A 20,505-nucleotide genomic window follows, 5' to 3' on the forward strand; every position below is an offset into this window, starting at 1 on the left:
GCAAGCCCGCTCCCACAGGGGGGATGTGCGCAGTCAGAAGGACTTGCTGACACTCGCCACTACGGTCGCACTGCACACGTCGTCAAACCCCCAGTTGCTGGCGCATTGGCTTTTCGACAGGTCGGTGTCGACGTAGCTCAAGCCCAGCACCACGCCAGCCAGTTCGTGGGTCAGTTTGACTTCCCATTCGCGGTACGAATCTTCGGCGTGGCCCGAACTTGAGTACAGGTGCGGGTCCTTGAAGTCCATGTTGCCGTAGCGCAGTTTCAGGCCCGTGTCGTATGGCAATTGGGTTTCGTAACCGACATAGGTGTACAGCGAGTTCTGCTCGCTTTCGATGCCCGGCGCATCGTCGGAATAGTAGGCGCCGAACTTCACCCCGTAGACGCTGAGAATGCTGTAGACCTCACTCTGGTTGAACTGGCTTTCTTTCGGGTATGAGTACTTGAGGTAACCGATGTCCAGGTTGACGTCTTCGGTGGCTTCCCAAAACCAGCCGGCGTAGTAGTCGATTTCCTGGCGGGTTTTCAGGCCGCCACCGAAGTCGACGTTCGAACTCCAGGCCCCCACGTACAACCCCGTGCTGTGAGTGAGGGTCACGCCGGCCTGCACGGCGGGATCATTCTGAGTTTGTGAAATGCCGCGGGTGCGGTAATCGCTCGCCAGGGTCAGGTCCACCAGTACGGAAAAGTCATCATTGAGGACAATGGCCTGGCTGCTCAATGGCAGCAGGCTCAGGGATCCGAGGGCGAACAGGGTGAAAGCTTTCATGAATAAAGTCCCGATGTTGTGATTGTTTTATGGGCAGTTTTTTTACGCAAAGCTGCGCCGGGCCCCGGCGTTGAGCGCGGGGTCGGGCAGGGGTGACCGTGGATTTTTATTAGAGGGTGGGGGCGTAGACTTCGCGGCCGGCAAACCAGGTTTGCAGCACTTTTGTGTCGTGCAGGGCCTTGTTGTCGACGGTGAAAACGTCACGGTCCAGCACGATGAAGTCAGCCTGCTTGCCTGGGGTCAGCGAACCGATCTGTTTTTCCAGGCCGATGGTGCGCGCGGCGTTCGCGGTGTAGGCGTAGAACATCGTTTCGCGGTCGACAGCTTCTTTGGCATTCAACACGCCCAGCGGACCGACGCGGGTGATGGCCTGGGCCATGGCGTTCCACGGGTTGGGCGAGGACACCGGCCAGTCACTGGCGCCCGAAATCGTCGCGCCTTGTTTGAGCAGCGAATGCGCCGGGTATTGGTAACGGAAGGCGAGGGCGCTGACGTAAGGCTTGATCATGTCCGTGGTGTAGTCGTCGGCCGAGGCCCACAGCAGTTGCATCGAGGCGATGACGTTGAGCGGTTTGAACCGCGCAAACTCTTTCGGATTGACGATTTGCAAGTGCGTGATCGAGTGCGTCACGCCGCTCTGGCGATCCTTGCGTGCCTGAGCGATGCCGTTCAGCGCCTCACGCACCGCGCGATCGCCGATCGCATGGATGTGCACCAGCCAGCCGCGCTGGTCGATGGCGCTGACCAGTTCGCCGAAATGCTTCGGATCGATCAGCAATTCACCTTGTTTGTGCGAGTTGCTGTAAGGGTCGATCATTGCCGCGCTCTGGGCCGGGAATTCGATCACGCCGTCGGCGAAAATCTTCACGCCAGGCAGGGTCAGGTTCGGGATGCCCTGGAATTGCTGGCGAACCTTGTCCAGCGTATCGAGATCGGCCGGCACGCTTTTCGAGTTGGCCACCAGCAGGGCGGCCACGTGGACGCTCATGTCACCGCTTTCGGCCAGCGCCTTATAGGCCGGGAGCACGCCAACGGTTTTTTCCGTGGGTTTGAGTGCGAACAGCGGTTCGCCGGGCGCGGCATTGGCGGCGGGGTCCATCCACGCCGTGATGCCGAAGCTGTTGTTGTAGCGCACGGCCGATTGGGCGGCTTTGAGCATATCGGCGGTGCTCGGCACCGGCATTTTCGAGGACACCCGGTCCCAACCGGCGTCCACCAGGAAACCGTTGGGGGTGCCATCGGCGCGCTTGCCAATGGTGTCGACTTCGGCGGCGGGCAATGACTTGAGCAACGCGGCGTCGATACCGGCGCGCTTGAGCATGAAGTCGTTGGCCCAGGCCGTGTGGTGGTCGCTGCCGGTGAACACCACGGGCACATCGGCCCATTCACCGGTGTTGAATTTCTTGCCCAGGGCCTCGGCCTGCGCCCAGTAAACCGAGCTCATGCCGGCCACGGTCAGTACATCGCCGTGTTTGGCCTTACCGTCGTCACGCCAGCCGCGCAGGCGTTTTTCCAGTTCGTCGAGCTCGACCACCTCGTCTTCCATGTTGGCCACGACCATTTCCAGGCCGCCGAAAATCGCATGGGAATGGGTGTCGATCAGACCGGGCATCAGGGTTTTACCGCCCAGATCCACCACTTTTGTTTCCGGTGTGATCAAGGCTTTGATCTGCGCATCGCTGCCCACTTGCAGCACCTTGCCGTCTTGTACTGCCAGCGCCTGCACCTTCGGTTGGGTGCGGTCAGCGGTGAAAATCTTGCCATTGATCAGCACCAGGTCGGTGGCTGCCATGGCTTCCATCGAGGCAAAACTCACTGCGGCCATCAATAGATTCGGGATGAATCTTTTCATTGAATGTTTCCTTGTTATTGCGTCTGATGGCCAGATTAGTGGCTGCTTGTGCGCAGCAGAACGCCTTCCTCACGAAAAACGTTTTTGCCGGAATGGAAAAAGTATGGACAAGCTGGGTGCGTTGAAAATGTTCGTGGTCACGGCGCAACTCGGCAGCTTCAGCCGTGCCGCCGAGCAGCTGGGCAAAACCCCGTCGGCCCTGACCAAAGCGGTCAATCACCTGGAAGCCGAGCTCGGCGCCCGGTTGTTCGAGCGCAGCACTCGACGGATTCTGTTGACCGAGTCCGGGCGGCTTTATCTGGAAACCGCGCGCCAGGTGTTGCAGCGGCTGGAGGAGGCGGGTGAGGAAATCGAGCAATTGCAGCATGGCCTGCGCGGCAATCTGAAAATCACCGCGCCGCTGGCCTATGGACAGGCGTTTCTCGATCAAGTGTGTGGCGGCTTTCTGGAGCAATACCCGCAGATCAATCTGCAAGTGGACTTGTGCGATGAGTTCGTCAATTTGTTGGAAAGCGGTTACGACCTCGCCTTGCGCGAAGGCCACGACGACTTGCCGGGGCTGATTGCTCGCGTTGTCGGCAGTAATCGCCTGGCCCTGTGTGGCAGCCCGGCTTATCTGGCGCGTAAAACGCTGCCTGTCACCCCACAAACCCTGGATGACCACGAATGGCTGTTGTACCGCCATCCGTTGCTCAGTCGCGAATTCTGGTGGGTCGAACGCGACGGGCAGCGTCTGAGCCTGCCTCAACCGGTTTCACCGCGACTGCGCAGCGACAATTACGACCTGTTGCTGGCCAACGCGCTGGCCGGGCGCGGTTTGCTGCACACGCCGTTGTGGAGCGCCGCGCCATACCTTGCCGACGGCCGGCTGGTGCGGCTGATGGCCGACTATGACATCGACCCGGACAGCTTTGGCCCGCACATTCTGGCGGTGTACCCGAGCCACCGCCGGGCAACCGCGAAGGTCTTGGCGTTTATCGACTACATCGCAGGTTTTCTGGCGTCTCGCGGCTTGAATGAAGACGGCGGCAGTTGAGTTTTCATTTACACACTGACCGGGCCCCTGTAGCAGCTGTCGAGTGAAACGAGGCTGCGATCTTCTACAGACCCAATCGCAGCCTCGTTTCACTCGACAGCTGCTACAGGGCTCCTACACATAATTCCTACACGGCGCCTACAAGTCCTTGTCATGGAAATGCCAAAAGAGTACAAATGTACTCCATGACAAACCTTACTCCCCGTCGTACCGCCATCCTGACGTTTATCCGCGACCGAATCGCGGAGCACGGTCAGTCCCCGAGCCTTGCTGAAATCAGCGAGGCGTTCGGTTTTGCCTCTCGCAGCGTGGCGCGCAAGCATGTGCTGGCGCTGACCGAGGCCGGTTTCATCGAGGTCAACCCGCATCAGGCCCGTGGCATTCGCCTGCTCGGGCAACCGGCGCGCCCCGAGTTGCTGGACATTCCGGTACTCGGCCGGGTGGCGGCCGGTGCGCCCATCGGTGCCGACGCCGAGGTGCACAGCCGTTTGCTGCTCGACCCGGCAATCTTTTCGCGGGTGCCGGATTACATGCTGCGGGTTCAGGGCGATTCGATGATCGGGGACGGCATTCTCGATGGCGATCTGGTGGGCGTGCGGCGCAACCCCGAGGCGGTCAACGGCCAGATCGTCGTGGCGCGGCTGGACGGTGAAGTCACCATCAAGCGTTTCGAGCGGGTCGGCGACACGGTTCGCCTGTTGCCACGCAACCCGGCGTATCAGCCGATCATCGTGCAGCCCGGTCAGGACCTCGCCATCGAAGGGGTGTTCTGCGGTCTGGTGAGGCAAGGGTGATGGGCGCCGTCGTTGCGCTGGATACGCTGTTCAATGGCGGCCAGGTCTGGAAGGGCCGGCCTGCGCCACCGGCCGTCAGCCCGCAACCCACCGGGCATGCCGCGCTGGATGCGGCGCTGCCCACCGGAGGCTGGCCGGAAGCGGCGCTGACCGAAATCCTCCTGGCCGGGCAGGGGGTGGGTGAATTGCAACTGGTGTGGCCAGCGCTGGCGCGGTTGTCGGCGGCGGGCGAGCGCATCGTGCTGGTGGCGCCGCCGTATGTGCCGTATCCGCAAGCGTGGCAGAACGCCGGGGTCGATCTGCGCCAGTTGTCGATCATCCAGGCCAGCGAGCGCGATGCCTTGTGGGCCGCGGAGCAATGCCTGCGTTCAGGCAGTTGCGGCGCCGTATTGTGCTGGCCGCACAAGGCCGATGACCGGGCGTTGCGTCGCTTGCAGGTGGCGGCGGAAACCGGTTCGACCCTGGCGTTCGCCTACCGCTCGCTCCATGAAGCGATCAACCCGTCGCCCGCCGCCCTGCGCATCGCCATCGACGCCAACCCCGCGCAATTGCGCGTGCTCAAGTGCCGGGGCGGGCTGGCGCGCTCGGCGCCGATTGCCTTCCCCGTGGGGCATTGAGGTTGCCATGCGCTGGGTCTGTATTCTCTTCCCGCAATTGGCGCTGGACGCGGTGCTGCGTCAGCGCCCCGATCCCGAGGCGCCGCTGGCCCTGCTGACCGGCCCGGCGCAGCGTCGGGTGTTGCAAGCGGTCAACGCCTCGGCGCGGGCATTGGGCCTGCGCCCAGGCCAGTCGATGACCGCCGCGCAAGCCTTGAGCAAAGGCTTTGCCACGGCCGAATACGACGCCGCCGAGATCGAGCACTGGCAACAGTTTCTGGCGGCGTGGGCCTATCGGTTCAGCTCCCAGGTGAGCGTCCATTACCCGCGTGCCGTGGTGTTTGAAATCGAATCCAGCCTGGGGCTGTTCGGGCCCTGGCCAACGTTTGAGGCGCGGTTGCGCGCCGAGCTCGGCGAGCTGGGTTTTCGCCATCGGATTGTCGCGGCGCCCAACCCGGTGGCTGCGCGGGTACTGGCCAACGTGTATGACGGGCTGGTGGTGCCGGACAACGACGCCTTGCAGCACCATCTCGGGCAATTGCCCGTCGACCGCATCGCCTTGGAGCCCGCAGTGGCCACGGCGTTGTCGCGCATGGGCTTGCGCACCTTGAGTCAGGTGCAGGCGCTGCCACGACAAAGTCTGGCCCGGCGTTTCGAAGCCCAGGTGCTCAAGCACCTGGACGCGCTGTTCGGTGAGCGGCGCTTGGCCCTGGCGTTCTACCTGCCGCCGGACCGTTTCGACGTGCGCATCGAGCTCAACTTCGACGTGCAGTCGCATCAGGCGCTGCTGTTCCCGTTACGCCGATTGACTGGTGATCTGTCGGCATTTCTCTGCGGTCGGGACAGTGGCGTGCAGCGTTTCGACCTGCACCTGGAACACGCCGGTTTGCCGGACTCGGTGATCAAGGTAGGCCTGCTCAGCGCCGAGCGCGATCCGGCGATGCTCTTCGAACTGGCCCGGGGGCGGCTGGAGCAGGTGCAGGTCGAGGCCCCGGTGCGCGGTTTTCGGTTGTGCGCCGAAGACTTGCCCAGCTTCGTTCCCCAGCGCCAGGAACTGTTCGACGACCGGCCGCAGCAGTCCTTGCCGTGGGAGCAACTGCGCGAACGCTTGCGTGCGCGGCTCGGGGATGAGGCGGTGCAGGGTTTACGCTTTCAGGCCGACCACCGGCCGGAGTGCGCGTGGCAGGCGCGGGCCGACAACCAACGCTGCACGGGGTTGCCAGGTGTGCTGCGTCCGGGCTGGTTGCTGACGGAACCGCAGGCGATCCACGAAGGTTCGACGCGCATCCTCATGGGCCCGGAACGCATCGAGTCGGGCTGGTGGGACGGTGACGACGTGCGCCGCGACTACTACCTGATCGAAACCCGTTCCGGCCAGCAGGGTTGGGCTTATCGTGCGGTCGGCGAGAGCGGTCCTCTGTGGCTGCAAGGCTGGTTTGCATGAGCATCGACTATGCCGAGTTGCACTGCCTGTCGAACTTCAGCTTCCAGCGCGGCGCGTCCAGTGCCCTTGAACTCTTTCAACGCGCCAAAAAGCACGGCTATCAAGCGTTGGCGATTACCGATGAATGCACGCTGGCCGGCATCGTCCGCGCCTGGCAAGCCGCCAAGTCGGTGGAGCTGCCGCTGATTATCGGCAGCGAAATCCGCATCGAGGGCGGCCCGAAACTGGTGCTGCTGGTGGAGAGCCTTGAGGGGTATCAGACCCTGTGTCGCCTGATTACCCGGGCGCGCCGCCGCACGCAGAAAGGCCAGTACCACGTGCTGCGCGAAGACTTCAGCGAACCGATGCCGGGGCTGTTGGCGTTGTGGGTGCCAGACGCTGTCGATGACGTCGAACCGGGCCTCTGGCTGCAACAGACCTTCGCCGAACGCCTGTGGCTGAGCGTCCAGTTGCATTGCGGCCAGGACGATACCCGGCGCCTGGAGGCGCTGTTGACCCTGGCGCGGGAGTTGCGGATACCTGCGGTGGCCAGCGGCGATGTGCACATGCACACCCGTGGCCGCCGCGCCTTGCAGGACACCATGACGGCCATCCGTCATCACCTGCCGGTGGCCGAGGCCGGGCTGCGGCTTCACCCCAATGGCGAGCGGCATGTGCGCAGCCTTGATGTGTTGCAATCGATCTACCCGCCAGCCTTGCTCGATGAAACGCTGACCATTGCCCGGCGCTGCACCTTCGACCTTGGCCAGTTGCGTTATCAGTATCCGCGGGAGTTGGTGCCGCAAGGGCACAGCGCCGCGTCCTGGCTGCGCGAACTGACCGAGCGCGGCCTTCGCGAACGCTGGCCCGAAGGGGCGAGCGAGAAGGTGCGCGGGCTGATCGACAAGGAACTGAAGCTGATCGCCGAGCTGGGCTACGAAAGCTATTTCCTGACGGTTCAGGACATCGTCGCTTTCGCCCGGCGCGAAAAGATTCTCTGTCAGGGCCGGGGCTCGGCGGCCAACTCGGCGGTGTGTTTCGCCTTGGGCATCACCGAGATCGACCCGGACCGGATGAACATGCTGTTCGAGCGTTTTCTCTCCAGGGAGCGCAACGAGCCGCCGGACATTGATGTGGACTTCGAGCACGAACGTCGCGAAGAAGTCTTGCAGTACGTGTTTGCGCGTTACGGCCGTACGCGCGCGGCGTTGACGGCGGTGGTCAGCACCTATCACGCGGCCGGCGCGGTGCGTGACGTGGCCAAGGCGTTGGGGTTGCCGCCGGATCAGATCAACGCCCTGGCCGATTGCTGCGGCCACTGGAGTGATGCAACGCCGCCCGTGGAGCGCCTGCTCGAAGGCGGGTTCGACCCCGAAAGCCCGGTGCTACGTCGAGTCCTGAGCCTGACACAACAGTTGATCGGTTTCCCCCGGCACTTGTCCCAGCACCCCGGTGGCTTCGTCATTTCCGAGCAACCGCTGGACAGCCTTGTGCCGGTGGAAAACGCCGCCATGGCCGAGCGCACGATCATTCAGTGGGACAAGGACGACCTGGACGCGGTCGGGTTGCTCAAAGTGGATATTCTGGCGCTGGGGATGCTGAGCGCGATCCGCCGTTGTTTCGATCTGCTGCGTCGCCATCGAGGCCTTGACCTGAGCCTGGCGACGATCCCGTCCGAGGACCCGGCCACCTACGACATGATTGGCCGTGCCGACACCATCGGTGTCTTCCAGATCGAATCCCGGGCACAGATGTCGATGTTGCCCCGGCTCAAACCGCGCAAGTTCTATGATCTGGTGATCGAGGTGGCGATCGTTCGCCCCGGCCCTATCCAGGGCGGAATGGTTCATCCGTATCTGCGCCGTCGAAACAAGGAAGAACCCGAAAGCTATCCCTCCGAAGAATTGAAGGAGGTGCTCAAACGCACCCTTGGCGTGCCGTTGTTCCAGGAACAAGTGATGCAGATCGCCATTGTCGCCGCCGACTACAGCCCTGGCGAGGCCGATCAGTTGCGGCGTTCCATGGCCGCCTGGAAACGCCATGGCGGGCTGGAGCCGCACAAGGATCGGTTGGCCGCCGGGATGAAAAACGGCTACACGGCCGAATTCGCCGCGCAGATATTCGAACAGATCAAAGGGTTTGGCAGCTACGGGTTCCCCGAGTCCCACGCCGCCAGTTTCGCCTTGCTGACCTACGCCAGTTGCTGGTTGAAATGCCATGAACCGGCGGCCTTCGCCTGTGCGCTGATCAACAGCTGGCCGATGGGGTTCTACAGCCCGGATCAGATTCTGCAGGACGCACGCCGGCATCATTTGCAGATTCGCCCGGTGGATGTGCGCGCCAGTGACTGGGATTGCAGCCTGGAGCCGATCACCGGCGCGCAACCGGCGATTCGCATGGGGTTGCGGATGATCAAGGGCTTTCGCGAAGACGATGCCCAGCGTATTGAAGTGGCGCGCTCGCGTGGGCTGTTTGTCGACATCGCCGACCTTGGTCAGCGCGCACGGCTCGATGCCCGCGCCCAGGAACAACTGGCCGATGCCGGTGCGTTGCGGGGGTTGGCCGGTGACCGGCATCGTGCTCGCTGGGAGGTGGCGGGGGTGCAAAAGCAACTCGGTTTGTTTGCCGGCCTGCCAAGTCAGGAGGAGGACGCGGTGGCATTGCCCAAACCCACGGTCGGCGAAGACCTGCAAGCGGATTACGCCAGTGTCGGCACCACTCTGGGGCCGCATCCGCTGGCGTTGCTGCGCGGTGAACTGAAAGCCCGGCGCTGCCGCAGTTCGCAAGAGCTGATGGCGGTGGAACACGGGCGGCCGGTCAGCATCGCGGGCCTGGTGACGGGGCGGCAACGGCCAGGCACTGCCAGTGGCGTGACGTTCGTGACCCTGGAAGACGAGTTCGGCAATGTCAACGTGGTGGTCTGGCGCGACCTGGCCGAGCGGCAACGCCAGGTGCTGGTCGGCTCGCAGCTGCTCAAGGTCGATGGCCGCTGGGAAAAGGAAGGCGAGGTCCGCCACCTGATTGCCGGACGCTTGAGCGACCTGAGTGCATTGCTCGACGGCATCACCGTGCACAGCCGGGATTTCCGCTGACCTTTGGCTAGAGGGGCATCCTCGCCACAAGTGCCCGGAGGATTTGAATCAGCTATACCTCTATGAAACGAATTGCGTGCGCAATGCTCGAAACAAACGGGTGTCAATGACCGGGATAGAGCCAATCGATGCAGTTTCTAGACGAAAGCCACGGGTGTGCTGGCTGGAACGGTGAAATGGCCGGGCGTATTCGCGCCTTCGACTGGTGCCAGACCGAACTGGGCAGCCTCGACACCTGGCCCGCAAGCCTGTGCAGTTCTGTGCAATTGATGCTGGCTTCACCCCTGCCGATGGTGATGCTGTGGGGCCGCGCCGGGTACATGATCTACAACGATGCCTACTCCCGATTCGCCGGTGGCCGCCATCCCTATCTGTTGGGTTCCCCGGTGGAAATGGGCTGGCCGGAAGTCGCCGAGTTCAATCGGCATGTGGTCAATACCTGCCTGGCGGGCGGCACCTTGTCCTATAGCAATAAAGAACTGGTGTTGCTGCGCGACGGCGTTCCCGAAGACGTCTGGCTGGACCTCTATTACAGCCCGGTGGCCGACGATAGTGGCAAGCCGGCCGGTGTCATGGCGATGGTGGTCGAGACCACGGGACATGTGATGTCCGAACGCCGCCGCCAGACCGCCGAAGATGCCTATCGCGCCGACAACGAACGGGTTCGCCTGGCGCTCAATGCCGGAGCCTTGCTGGGTTCGTTCGTCTGGGACATCAAGGCCAACAAGCTGTCTGGCGACGAGCGCTTTGCCCGCACCTTCTGCTATCCCGCCGATCAGGACCTGAGCAACCTGCCCACGGAGGTTGCCGAAGCGCAGATCCATCCCGACGATCTCGGTTGGGTAAAGGAGCAGGTTAATAAATCGGTAGAAACCGGTGAGTCGTTCAATGCCGAATATCGTGTCCTGCGCCCGGACGGCAGTTACCTGTGGGTGCAGGCGAGCGGCGGTTGCGAGTTCAATGAGCAGGGCGAGCCGTTCCGCTTTCCCGGCGTCTTGATCGACATCCATGAACGCAAGACTGCCGAAGATTCGTTGCTCAGGTTCACGCGTAACCTGGAGCAACGTGTGGCGGATGAAGTCGACGCGCGGCTGGCCGCCGAAGAGCAACTTCGCCAATCACAGAAACTCGAAGCCATCGGCGGTCTCACCGGTGGCGTCGCCCACGACTTCAATAATTTGTTGCAGGTGATCGCCGGCAACCTGCACTTGCTGGCGCGGCATGAACCGGACAATGCCAACGTACAGCGCCGGGTCAATGCCTCGATTGCCGCCGTCGAACGTGGCGCAAAATTGTCTTCGCAATTGCTCGCGTTCGCCCGTCGCCAGCCACTGTCACCCGCGGTGTGCCATCCACGGCAGATTTTCGACGGCCTCGCGGAGCTGTTGCAGCGGGCGTTGGGGGAAACCATTCAGATCAACGTCAGTGCCCCGCAGGATCCCTGGCACATCTTTGTTGATCGCAATCAACTGGAGAACGCCATTCTCAATCTGGCAATCAATGCCCGTGACGCCATGAAAGGTGAGGGGACCATCGGTCTGAGTGCCGAACACATCGTCCTCGACTCAACGTTTTGTGCGGGCAAGGGCATTGTTGCCGGCGACTACGTCTGCGTTTCGGTGACAGACGCCGGTATCGGCATGCCACCGCAGGTGCTTGCCCAGGCCTTCGAACCGTTTTTCACCACCAAGGCCGATGGCCAGGGAACGGGGCTGGGGTTGAGCATGGTGTTCGGTTTCGTCAAACAGAGCGGCGGGCACATCGAGATTTCCAGCACTGAGGGGCAGGGCACTCGGGTTCAGTTGTATTTCCCACGCAGCCTGCGCCCGTTGCCCAGCGAAACGACGCCGCTTGATGCGCAGCACCGCGGCGGCCATGAAACTATTCTGGTGGTTGAAGACAACGAAGCGGTACGCGCCTCGGCGGTGGAGTTGTTGTGCGAAGAGGGTTACCACGTCTTGACGGCCGCCAACGGCGACCAGGCGATGCAGATCTTGCTGGAGGGGGCGGCCGTGGAGTTGATTTTCACTGACGTGGTCATGCCTGGCCTGATCAAAAGCGCGGACCTGGCCGCGTGGGCCAAAGTGCAAATTCCCCCGGTGGCGGTGTTGTTCGCCTCGGGCCATACCCGCGACATTATCTCGCGCAACCACCTACTCAGCCCCGACACGCATTTGCTGAGCAAGCCCTACGGGCCCCAAGCGCTTACCCGAATGGTTCGCACCGTCCTTAATGGTTGAACTCCTTTGCTCAGGCTTTACCGTATTTGCGACAGGACGACGAACGGGCACCGCTGGTCTGACAGGTGGTCGACAGAACCCGGTATCCGAGGCCATTCTGATAGTTGGTAAGCGCAATTGATCGCGTTTGCTACCGATCATCAAACGGAGGTGTTCCATGCCGGTGTCCCATGACCTGTATCAGGACTTAAAGCTTTCAAAGGAAGAGATCCAGCAAAAACGCACCAAGGATCCGTTACTGGATTCGCTGATCAACAAATATTCCCAGGCGGACGCCGATGTGGTGAAGGCCGAGACCGCGACATCCGATGCGCCCAGCGATGATGTGCTGAAGAAGCTCAAGGAGAAGCGCGTGCAGGTCAAGGACAAGATCGTCGCACAATTGCAGGCGAAGTCCTGAGGCGCCGAATCGAGCCACCGACGACCGGTGACGCAAAATTTGGAACGACGTAAAAACCGGCACCTCGAAAGTCAGTAGTCATCGTTATCGACTCCCTGAGAGGTGCCTTATGACCCGTCCCCCTATCCCCGGCAAAGCCAAATACCCCAGCGAAGAGCAGGGCGGCTATGACCCGATTCCGACGCATCCCCAGCCGTTGAGCCCGAACCGCATCACGACCCATCCGAATGAAGAGGATGACGACACTGCGCGCAAGCACGACGAAACCGCTGACGCCCCAGATTCCGAATAACCCACACAAAACCCTGTGTGAGCCGGGCTTGCCCGCGATGGCGACGGCACTGGCGACATTGATGTATCAGGCTGGCCGCCATCGCGGCCAAGCCCGGCTCCCACATATTGATTTTTGTTATTTCTGGAGGGCAGTGGTGAGCGGCAGTCGCACCATGTTTGTGGCCTTCAGCGAGCCGAAGTACAGCCAGTCCCCATACTCACGCACCGTCGTGATCGGTGAATAGTTACCGCTGCTGGCGTCCTGCAGGTTGGCAATCACCTTGCCGTCCAGATCCAGCCCTAGGGCGAAGGCGCGCTTTTCCACCGGTTTAGGCAGCAGCGTCATCGCCCGGACAATCATTTTGCGCACGTGAGGGTGAGGCGCCGTGCGGTCGAGCAGCGCATTGCGCGGTGCATAGAGCGCTACCCAGAAGCGGTTCTGGCCGTTGAACGCGAGGTTGTCCGGCAGCCCTGGCAGGTTGTCGATAAACAGGTCATGCGTGCCGGCTTTCGGCCCGGTCAGCCAAAAGCGGCTGATACGGTAGGCGCCAGTTTCGTTGACCAGTACAAAAGCGTCGTCCGGCCCCAGTGTCACACCGTTGGCAAATTCGAGCTTGTCCAGCAGCACGTCGGTTTTCCCGGTCTGGAAGTCATACCGCAGCAAACGGCCATCGCCTCCGTGCTCGATGATCGCCTCGCCATCCTTGCCGTAGCCCCAGCGGCTGGAAGCGTCGCTGAAATAGGCGTAATGCCCGGACTTGTCGATGGTCACGTCATCGGTAAAACCAAAAGGCACGCCGCCCGCCGTAGTGGACAGCGGAATCAACCGGCCTTGAGCGTCCAGGGACAGCAGCCCTTTAACGGCGTCCGCGATCACCAGCAAACCATTGGGGTGGCGCGCCAGGCCCAAGGGTCTGCCACCGGTATCGGCCAGCACATTGGTGTCTTTGCCGTCGATGCTCGTACGAATCAACTTACCGTCATGCAAGCCGGTGATCAGCGTATCGCCCTCGAGCAACAGGGCTTCCGGCCCCGCAATGTCGGCCGGACCGACACGCTCCACGCCTTTGAGGCGCTGATTGTCGGCGTAGACGCCGCTGGTAAGGGAAGGGGCCGGTGGCGGGTTCCAAGCGACCGGTTTTACCTTGGTTGGCCACAGCAACAGGAAGGCGCCAAGGGCAATGAGTAACAGCAACAGTCCATGTCGAAACTTGATTCTGCTCACGCGTGGGCTCCGGCGGCGGTCAGCTGTTTTTGCGCCATCTCTCGCAAGGCCAGCATCGATTCGGCGGATTCACGTTCGATGCGCCGTTTGAGCAGCAAGTGATTGGCAATGCGCATTCCGAGGCCGGCGAATTGATAATCCAGCGTGCGGATAAATTGCGTGTCGTCACCGTCCGCTGCGCATTCGTAAGTCACCGTCAGCGACAAGCCGTGATCGCCCTGCGCCCAGGCACTCCAGCGGCGTCCCGGCAGGTATTCGTTGACCTCCCAACTCAAATGCCCGTCGCGACCCCCAGCCCGGATGTCTTCCTCAAACCGCGATCCAGCGTGCAGCGGGCCGGCCGGACCGTCAACCTTGAGGGAAGACGGATGCCACTCCGGCCAACGGGTAACGGTGCTGGCATAGGCGAGCACGTCCATCGGATTTCCAGCGATAGCGATCTGGTGCTGCATGCGGGTCATGGGCGTTCTCGAAAAGGGCAGGGAGGGCTGATCCGGTTCCCAGTAGAGGGTGCCGAACAGGTAATCCATCAGCGGAAACACGATGTTGAAATTGCGCTCCTGCATCAGCTCGCGGCGGTGATGCAGTTCATGCAGGCGGCGCATCTGGCGAATCCACGGCAGACGCGTGATCGGGTTGCCGGGCGGCAAGTGCTCGCAGGCGTGAAACACTTCATAGGTCAGGTAACCCAGGACCAGACAACCGCCGACCAGACCGGCGACGTTGCTGTCGAACTGCGCCAGCAGCCACCAAAGGGGCAGGGTGATGACGACGGTGTGCACCACGATCAGCCAGGCTGGAAACAGGATCACCCGCCAGTCCCGGGCACTGTCATAGGTCATGTGGCCGGGGGCGAAAAAGCTGTGGTGGTCGCCGGCATGGCGGGCGTAGAACATCCGCGCAAAGCGCTTTTTGTGATGGCCCAGATGTCGGTGCACCCCATACACACCGAGGTTGAAAAACAACAGCGTAATCGGCACCGCCAGCCATTCCAGTGGCTTGACCTGATGCACGGTGCTCCAGAATCCGCCGATGGCCAGCAATCCGAACACCAGCACAAAGACGCCGTGCAGCCAGGGGTTGTACAGCGGATGAATGTCGGCGCGATAGCGGCTTCGGAATGCCTGGGTGGTCTGCCTCACTGCGGTCACCTCTGGTTATTGTTATAACCAGCAGATTAGCTGATCTGCCCGCAGAGGCTGGAGCAACCTACAGGACACAAACGCCATGATCCGGTGTGTTCAGGTCAGCGGATTCCAGCGCTGCGACCAGTCTTCATCGGACTGGATCACTTCGCGCAGCAAATCGAATGCCTGTTGCAGGGTTGCCGAGTCACGATCGCGCGAATACACCAGGTAGGTCGGGTAGCTGAACTCCGGGGACTTGGGCACGATTTCCAGTACACCGCTTTCCAGATAGCTCTGGACCACGCGCGTGCGGAAGTAGCCGCTGCCACCGTTTTCCAGGATGTACTGCAAACCGAGTGGGCCGAGGTTGAAGCTCAGGGCGGCTTTGGCTTTTTCCGGCAGGGCCGCATCGTGCTGGCGACGGAAATCCGGGCCCCAGTCGATGTACACGTAGGGATCGGGCTTGCCCGCCAAGCGCACCAGCACCAGTTTTTCTTCCAGTACCTGCTCGACTTGCAGGCGCGGCCAGTACTCTGGCTGATAGACCAGCGCCGCATCGAGCACGCCCAGTTCCAGCTGACGTAGAAGGTTTTCGCCGTCGCGGATTTCCATGCGCAGGGCGTGGCTGGGAATCTTCTCGCGCAGCTCGCCGGCCCAACTGAGCATCAATGGGTTGCACAGACTGACCTCGCCACCGATGTGCAGCACATCGCGGTAGCCTTCAGGCAAGGGCAAGTCCCGGCGCGCCGCTTCCCAGGTTTCGACCAGTTGATTGGCGTACACCACAAAGGCCTCGCCATTGGGCGTCAGGCGCGCGCCGGCGCGGTTGCGCACAAACAGCGTGCTACCGAGCTGGCTTTCAAGTTTCTGCACGCGTGCGGTGATCGCGGTCTGGGTGACATGAAGCTTCTCGGCCGCCGCGGCGAGGCTGCCGTGGCGGACGATTTCCAGAAAGGTGCGGGCGAGATCAATGTCCATGGGGCGGCCGACGGGGAAGGTGCGGCCATTGTAGGTTTACACCTCACCGGTGGCGAGTCTGCGCTTAAAACGCAAAACACGAACAGCCAAACGCTCCCCAGAATCCCTGAAAGTCGCTGACCGGCGCACTCGACAGTCGGGCACGTTCATGGCTATGGGCATGCACTGCACAAGCGCCAACACATTGATGCACTTGCGCCGCCAGCGGTGCCACGGGTTTCCAGTGCCCCGGCACCTTGGTGACGGGTGACCATTCAGGCACCACCGGGATCGGCGGTGGCCCGAGCTTTTCGAACTCCTGGACGCCATACACAATCTTGCCGTCGACAATGGTCAGCACCGACTCGATCCATTTGATCGCTTCATCTTCGATGTGGAAGTAGTCCGCCGACAACGCAATCAGGTCGGCCAATTGCCCGACTTTGATTTGCCCCTTCTTGCCTTGTTCCGAGGAAAACCAGGCGCTGCCGTGGGTAAAGAGCTCAAGTGCCGTATCGCGGCTCAAGCCTTGGGGATACAGCTCCAATCCGCCGACGGTGCGGCCGCTGACCAGCCAATACAGTGAGGTCCACGGGTTGTAGCTCGATACGCGCGTGGCGTCGGTACCCGCGCCGACCGGGATGCCTTCAGCCAGCATGCGTGCAATCGGTGGCGTATGTTCAGCGGCCTTGGCGCCGTAACGGTCGACGAAGTATTCACCCTGGAAGGCCATGCGGTCCTGGATCGCAATGCCGCCGCCCAAGGCTTTTACCCGTTCGATGTTCTGCGGGGTGATGGTTTCCGCATGATCGAAAAACCATGGCAAACCATTGAAAGGAATATCACGATTGACCTTCTCGAATACGTCGAGCATGCGGCTGATGGATTCGTTGTACGTCGCGTGCAGGCGGAACGGCCAACGCTGTTCCACCAGATGCCGGACCACCGGTTCCAGTTCCTGCTCCATGGTTTGCGGTAGATCCGGGCGCGGTTCGAGGAAGTCTTCAAAGTCCGCCGCCGAAAACACCAGCATCTCCCCGGCACCATTGTGCCGCAGGAAATCGTCACCCTGGCCGTAGTGCGAAGTGCTGGTCCAGTTTTTGAAGTCGGTCAGTTCTTCCTTGGGTTTCTGGGTGAACAGGTTGTAAGCGATGCGCACCGTGAGCTGCTGGTCTTTGGCCAGTTGCTGAATGACGTGATAGTCGTCCGGATAATTTTGATAACCGCCGCCGGCGTCGATGGCGCTGGTGACGCCGAGGCGATTGAGTTCGCGCATGAACTGGCGGGTCGAGTTGACCTGATACTCCAGCGGCAGCTTGGGCCCCTTGGCCAGGGTGGAGTAGAGAATCATCGCGTTGGGCCGGGCGATCAGCATGCCAGTGGGATCACCGTTGGCATCACGAACAATTTCACCGCCAGGCGGGTTCGGAGTGTCGCGGGTGTAACCGACCACTTTCAGCGCGGCGCGGTTGAGCAGGGCGCGATCGTAGAGGTGCAGGACGAACACGGGTGTGTCCGGCGCCGCTTTGTTCAGTTCATCAATCGTCGGCAGGCGTTTCTCGGCGAACTGAAATTCATTCCAGCCCCCGACCACCCGTACCCATTGCGGCGTGGGGGTGCGATCGGCCTGGTCCTTGAGCATGCGCAAGGCATCGACCAGTGACGGCACGCCTTCCCAGCGCAGTTCGAGGTTGTAATTGAGGCCGCCACGGATCAAGTGCAGGTGCGAGTCATTGAGACCGGGAATCACCGTGCGACCATGCAGGTCGACGATGTGCGTACCGGGGCCTTGCAGGGCCATGGCCTGTGCATCGCTGCCGACCACCACGAAGCGCCCGTCCTTGATTGCGACGGCGCTGGCCTGGGGTTTTTTGCGATCGACGGTGTGCAGGCGTCCGTTGTACAGAATGAGGTCGGCCGGGGCGTCGGGCATGGTTTTACTCCCTGCGAATAACGGGCTGATCCAGGCACCGACAGCGCCTGCCGAAAGGCCTTGCAGTACACGTCGGCGGTTAAAACCGTCAGAGCCGTCAGGCGGGGTCATGGCCGTGCTCCGCGCAATTGGGTCGAGGGGCAATCAGCCGCTGCCTGACGCATGCGGCCACAAGGAATATAGACGGTGAATGTGCAGGTAGCCGTTTTCTCGGGGCGGAAAACGACGAATCCCGCCACAAGGGACGGGATTCGTTGGTAGCGAGACGGGCTCCCGAAGGTCGGGAGCGCAGTCTTAGCTCGGGAACAGCTCGGACAGTTTCATCGCCAGCATCATGTCGCCTTCAGCGCGCAATTTGCCGCCCATGAACGCTTGCATGCCGTCGGTCGAACCGTCAACGATGCCTTCCAGGGTTTCGCCGTCCATGACCAGAGTGACCTGGGCGTCAGGGTTTTCGCCTTCTTGCAGCTCGCAGGTGCTGTTTTTGACGATCAACGAGAAGTTCTTGGTGTCGTCGATGCGGAAACCGAAAACCAGGTCCAGACCGGCAGCAGCGGCTGGGTTGAACTTGGCTTTCATTGCTTGTACGGCATCAGCTACGGAGGTCATGGTTCGATCCTTTCTTGGGTAATTAGAGCTGGGTGATTACAGCCAGGGTCACAATAATCCGGACTCAGCGAAACGTGATGAGTTCCGGGGCCTTCAACAACTGCAGGTGCGCATGACTGTTGAAGGAAGCCAAAGCCACCTCGCGACCACGGAACTTCAAGTGGTTGAGCGAGGTGTTGACGATTTGCCAGTTCAGCTCAAATGCCTGTCTGGCCGGCATTTGTGTAATGAGGTGGAGCAGGGCGGTGATGGTGCCACCGGAGGTAAACACGGCGATTTTCTGGGTGCTGTCGGCGCTTTCCAGGATTCGCTGCAAGCCAGCCTGTACGCGTTCAACGAAGCCCAGCCAGCTTTCCAGGCCCGGTGTGTCATAGGTGCCGGTGAGCCAGCGTTCGATGATCAGGGCAAAGATGCGCTGGAATTCGGCGCGGTTTTGCGCGGCATTGCGCAGGACGTCCAGAGCCTCGGGTTCGTCTTCCAACATGGCCGGCAGCAGCGCGCGAATGACCGCGTCGGCGTCGAACTCGTTGAAGGCGGAATCGATTTCCAGGGTCGGCACCGGCAGGCCCAATGCGGCGTACTGTTCCAGCGCGCTATTGGCAGTGTGCTGCTGACGGCGCAGGTCGCCCGAGAGGCAGCGATCGAAGCTGATACCCAGCTCGGCCAGGTGTTGGCCGAGGATTTCCGCCTGGCGAATACCGGTCGGCGACAGGACGTCATAGTCGTCTGCACCAAAGGAGGCCTGGCCATGTCGAATCAAATAGATACTGCCCACGTCCGCGTCGTCCCGGTACGTTGAAGGTTTGGCGAGGTTATGAGGATGGCGCGGAGCTGTCAATGAAAAAACATACGCTTGTTTGAAATGGCCGTTACGGGCCTGTTACCAGAGGTTGCACGGCTGGTCGCCGGGCTGGCGCATGGGTATGCTGGAGGTATCCCGCGCGTGTTCAAGCCGCGCTTAGTAATGAAGGAGTCACTGTGGAGTTTTTGTCTGAGTACGCCAGTTTTCTGGCCAAGACCGTGACACTGGTGATCGCCATTCTGGTGGTCCTGGCCAGTTTTGCGGCGTTGCGCAGCAAGGGGCGGCGCAAGTCGGCCGGTCATTTGCAAGTCAGCAAGCTCAATGATTTCTATAAAGGGTTGCGCGAACGCCTGGAGCAAACCTTGCTCGACAAGGACCAGCTCAAGGCCCTTCGCAAGTCCCAGTCCAAATCCGAGAAAAAGCAAAAGAAAACCCCCGAGACCAAACAGCGCGTGTTCGTGCTGGATTTCGACGGTGATATCAAAGCGTCGGCCACCGAGAATCTGCGCCACGAAATTACCGCGCTGCTGACCCTTGCCACGCCCAAGGATGAAGTGGTGCTGCGCCTGGAAAGCGGTGGCGGCATGGTTCACAGCTACGGTCTGGCGTCCTCGCAACTGGCGCGCATCCGCAATGCTGGCGTGCCATTGACCATCTGCATCGACAAAGTCGCGGCCAGCGGCGGCTACATGATGGCCTGCATCGGCGAGAAGATCATTAGTGCGCCATTCGCGATTCTCGGCTCCATTGGCGTGGTGGCCCAACTGCCCAACGTCAATCGCCTGCTCAAAAAGCACGACATCGACTTCGAAGTGCTGACCGCCGGTGAATACAAACGCACCCTGACTGTGTTTGGCGAAAACACCGAGAAGGGCCGCGAAAAAATTCCAGGAAGACCTGGACATTACCCATCAGTTGTTCAAGAACTTCGTCGCGCGCTATCGCCCGCAACTGGCCATTGATGAAGTGGCCACCGGTGAAATCTGGCTCGGTGTCGCGGCCCTCGACAAACAACTGGTCGACGAACTCAAAACCAGCGATGAATACCTTGCCGAGCGGGCAAAAAATGCGGAGCTCTTTCATCTGCACTATTCCGAGCGCAAAAGTTTGCAAGAGCGCATCGGCATGGCCGCCAGCGGTTCGGTCGATCGTGTTTTGCTGACCTGGTGGAGCCGTTTGACTCAGCAACGCTTTTGGTAATCGACATCCCATCATCGTTTTAAACAAATAAAACCGGGGCTCAAGTCCCGGTTTTTTTTGGCTTCAGATCCGTGCAAATTCCTTCCTGAGGTGACGAAATCTCCTAAGCCGGCTGTCGACTTGCTCCTGCATCCGATTGATTGAAGGCTGGGTAGGGTGGTGTTCCAAATGATTG

The 20,505-nt window shown here is 61.2% G+C and carries 16 protein-coding genes and 1 pseudogene; 9 read left to right on the forward strand and 8 right to left on the reverse strand.

The window, feature by feature from the left end:
* Positions 1 to 33: 33 nt before the first annotated feature.
* Together AB4N76_RS27475 and AB4N76_RS27480 are read right to left on the reverse strand one after the other, a co-directional pair.
* Complete coding sequence (locus AB4N76_RS27475; RefSeq protein WP_460163808.1) at positions 34 to 771, reverse strand: TorF family putative porin; 738 nt, start codon at positions 769 to 771, stop codon at positions 34 to 36.
* Between the two features lie 109 nt (positions 772 to 880).
* Positions 881 to 2,623, reverse strand: coding sequence for an amidohydrolase (locus AB4N76_RS27480; RefSeq protein ID WP_046027482.1), 1,743 nt, complete (start codon positions 2,621 to 2,623; stop codon positions 881 to 883).
* 103 nt (positions 2,624 to 2,726) lie between these two features.
* Between AB4N76_RS27480 and AB4N76_RS27485 the strand changes: the two genes are divergently transcribed.
* The 8 genes from AB4N76_RS27485 (at position 2,727) to AB4N76_RS27520 (ending at position 12,496) form a co-directional block, all read left to right on the forward strand.
* Positions 2,727 to 3,659, forward strand: coding sequence for a LysR family transcriptional regulator (locus AB4N76_RS27485; RefSeq protein ID WP_046027480.1), 933 nt, complete (start codon positions 2,727 to 2,729; stop codon positions 3,657 to 3,659).
* A gap of 176 nt (positions 3,660 to 3,835) precedes the next feature.
* A complete protein-coding gene (lexA, locus tag AB4N76_RS27490; protein ID WP_046027479.1) occupies positions 3,836 to 4,453 on the forward strand; it encodes a transcriptional repressor LexA in 618 nt (205 codons plus the stop codon).
* Positions 4,453 to 5,070: a translesion DNA synthesis-associated protein ImuA gene (gene imuA / locus AB4N76_RS27495; RefSeq protein ID WP_109784698.1), complete on the forward strand. Its 618-nt coding sequence runs from the start codon at positions 4,453 to 4,455 to the stop codon at positions 5,068 to 5,070. Before lexA ends, imuA begins: the two co-directional genes overlap by 1 nt.
* Before the next feature lie 7 nt (positions 5,071 to 5,077).
* Positions 5,078 to 6,493 carry a Y-family DNA polymerase gene (locus tag AB4N76_RS27500; protein ID WP_046027474.1) on the forward strand — a complete coding sequence of 472 codons (1,416 nt, stop codon included), beginning with the start codon at positions 5,078 to 5,080 and terminating at the stop codon, positions 6,491 to 6,493.
* On the forward strand, positions 6,469 to 9,564 hold the full coding sequence (locus tag AB4N76_RS27505; protein ID WP_460163809.1) for an error-prone DNA polymerase: 3,096 nt from the start codon (positions 6,469 to 6,471) through the stop codon (positions 9,562 to 9,564). The genes AB4N76_RS27500 and AB4N76_RS27505 overlap by 25 nt, the downstream gene beginning before the upstream one ends.
* A 128-nt stretch (positions 9,565 to 9,692) precedes the next feature.
* Entirely contained in the window at positions 9,693 to 11,804 is a 2,112-nt protein-coding gene (locus tag AB4N76_RS27510; protein ID WP_046027471.1) for a hybrid sensor histidine kinase/response regulator, read from the forward strand.
* 157 nt (positions 11,805 to 11,961) lie between these two features.
* A complete protein-coding gene (locus AB4N76_RS27515) occupies positions 11,962 to 12,204 on the forward strand; it encodes a DUF465 domain-containing protein (RefSeq protein ID WP_046027470.1) in 243 nt (80 codons plus the stop codon).
* A gap of 109 nt (positions 12,205 to 12,313) precedes the next feature.
* Positions 12,314 to 12,496: a hypothetical protein gene (locus AB4N76_RS27520; protein WP_046027469.1), complete on the forward strand. Its 183-nt coding sequence runs from the start codon at positions 12,314 to 12,316 to the stop codon at positions 12,494 to 12,496.
* Between the two features lie 117 nt (positions 12,497 to 12,613).
* Here AB4N76_RS27520 and AB4N76_RS27525 read toward each other — a convergent pair whose 3' ends face one another.
* The 6 genes from AB4N76_RS27525 to AB4N76_RS27550 all read right to left on the reverse strand — a co-directional run bounded on the left by AB4N76_RS27525 (position 12,614) and on the right by AB4N76_RS27550 (position 19,103).
* Complete coding sequence (locus AB4N76_RS27525) at positions 12,614 to 13,702, reverse strand: SMP-30/gluconolactonase/LRE family protein (protein ID WP_046027468.1); 1,089 nt, start codon at positions 13,700 to 13,702, stop codon at positions 12,614 to 12,616.
* A complete protein-coding gene (locus AB4N76_RS27530; RefSeq protein ID WP_077430257.1) occupies positions 13,699 to 14,844 on the reverse strand; it encodes a sterol desaturase/SRPBCC family protein in 1,146 nt (381 codons plus the stop codon). Before AB4N76_RS27530 ends, AB4N76_RS27525 begins: the two co-directional genes overlap by 4 nt.
* A gap of 99 nt (positions 14,845 to 14,943) precedes the next feature.
* Entirely contained in the window at positions 14,944 to 15,807 is an 864-nt protein-coding gene (locus AB4N76_RS27535; RefSeq protein WP_046027466.1) for a LysR family transcriptional regulator, read from the reverse strand.
* Between the two features lie 64 nt (positions 15,808 to 15,871).
* Entirely contained in the window at positions 15,872 to 17,719 is a 1,848-nt protein-coding gene (locus AB4N76_RS27540; RefSeq protein ID WP_460164647.1) for an amidohydrolase, read from the reverse strand.
* Between the two features lie 294 nt (positions 17,720 to 18,013).
* Positions 18,014 to 18,328, reverse strand: coding sequence for an SCP2 sterol-binding domain-containing protein (locus AB4N76_RS27545; RefSeq protein WP_007976511.1), 315 nt, complete (start codon positions 18,326 to 18,328; stop codon positions 18,014 to 18,016).
* Positions 18,329 to 18,392: 64 nt separating this feature from the next.
* A complete protein-coding gene (locus AB4N76_RS27550; protein WP_077430256.1) occupies positions 18,393 to 19,103 on the reverse strand; it encodes a histidine phosphatase family protein in 711 nt (236 codons plus the stop codon).
* Between the two features lie 203 nt (positions 19,104 to 19,306).
* Between AB4N76_RS27550 and sohB the strand changes: the two are divergent.
* Positions 19,307 to 20,330 (forward strand): annotated as a pseudogene (sohB, locus tag AB4N76_RS27555) (protease SohB).
* Positions 20,331 to 20,505: the final 175 nt, after the last annotated feature.

The sequence above is a fragment of the Pseudomonas sp. S2_F03 genome (genome assembly GCF_054668335.1).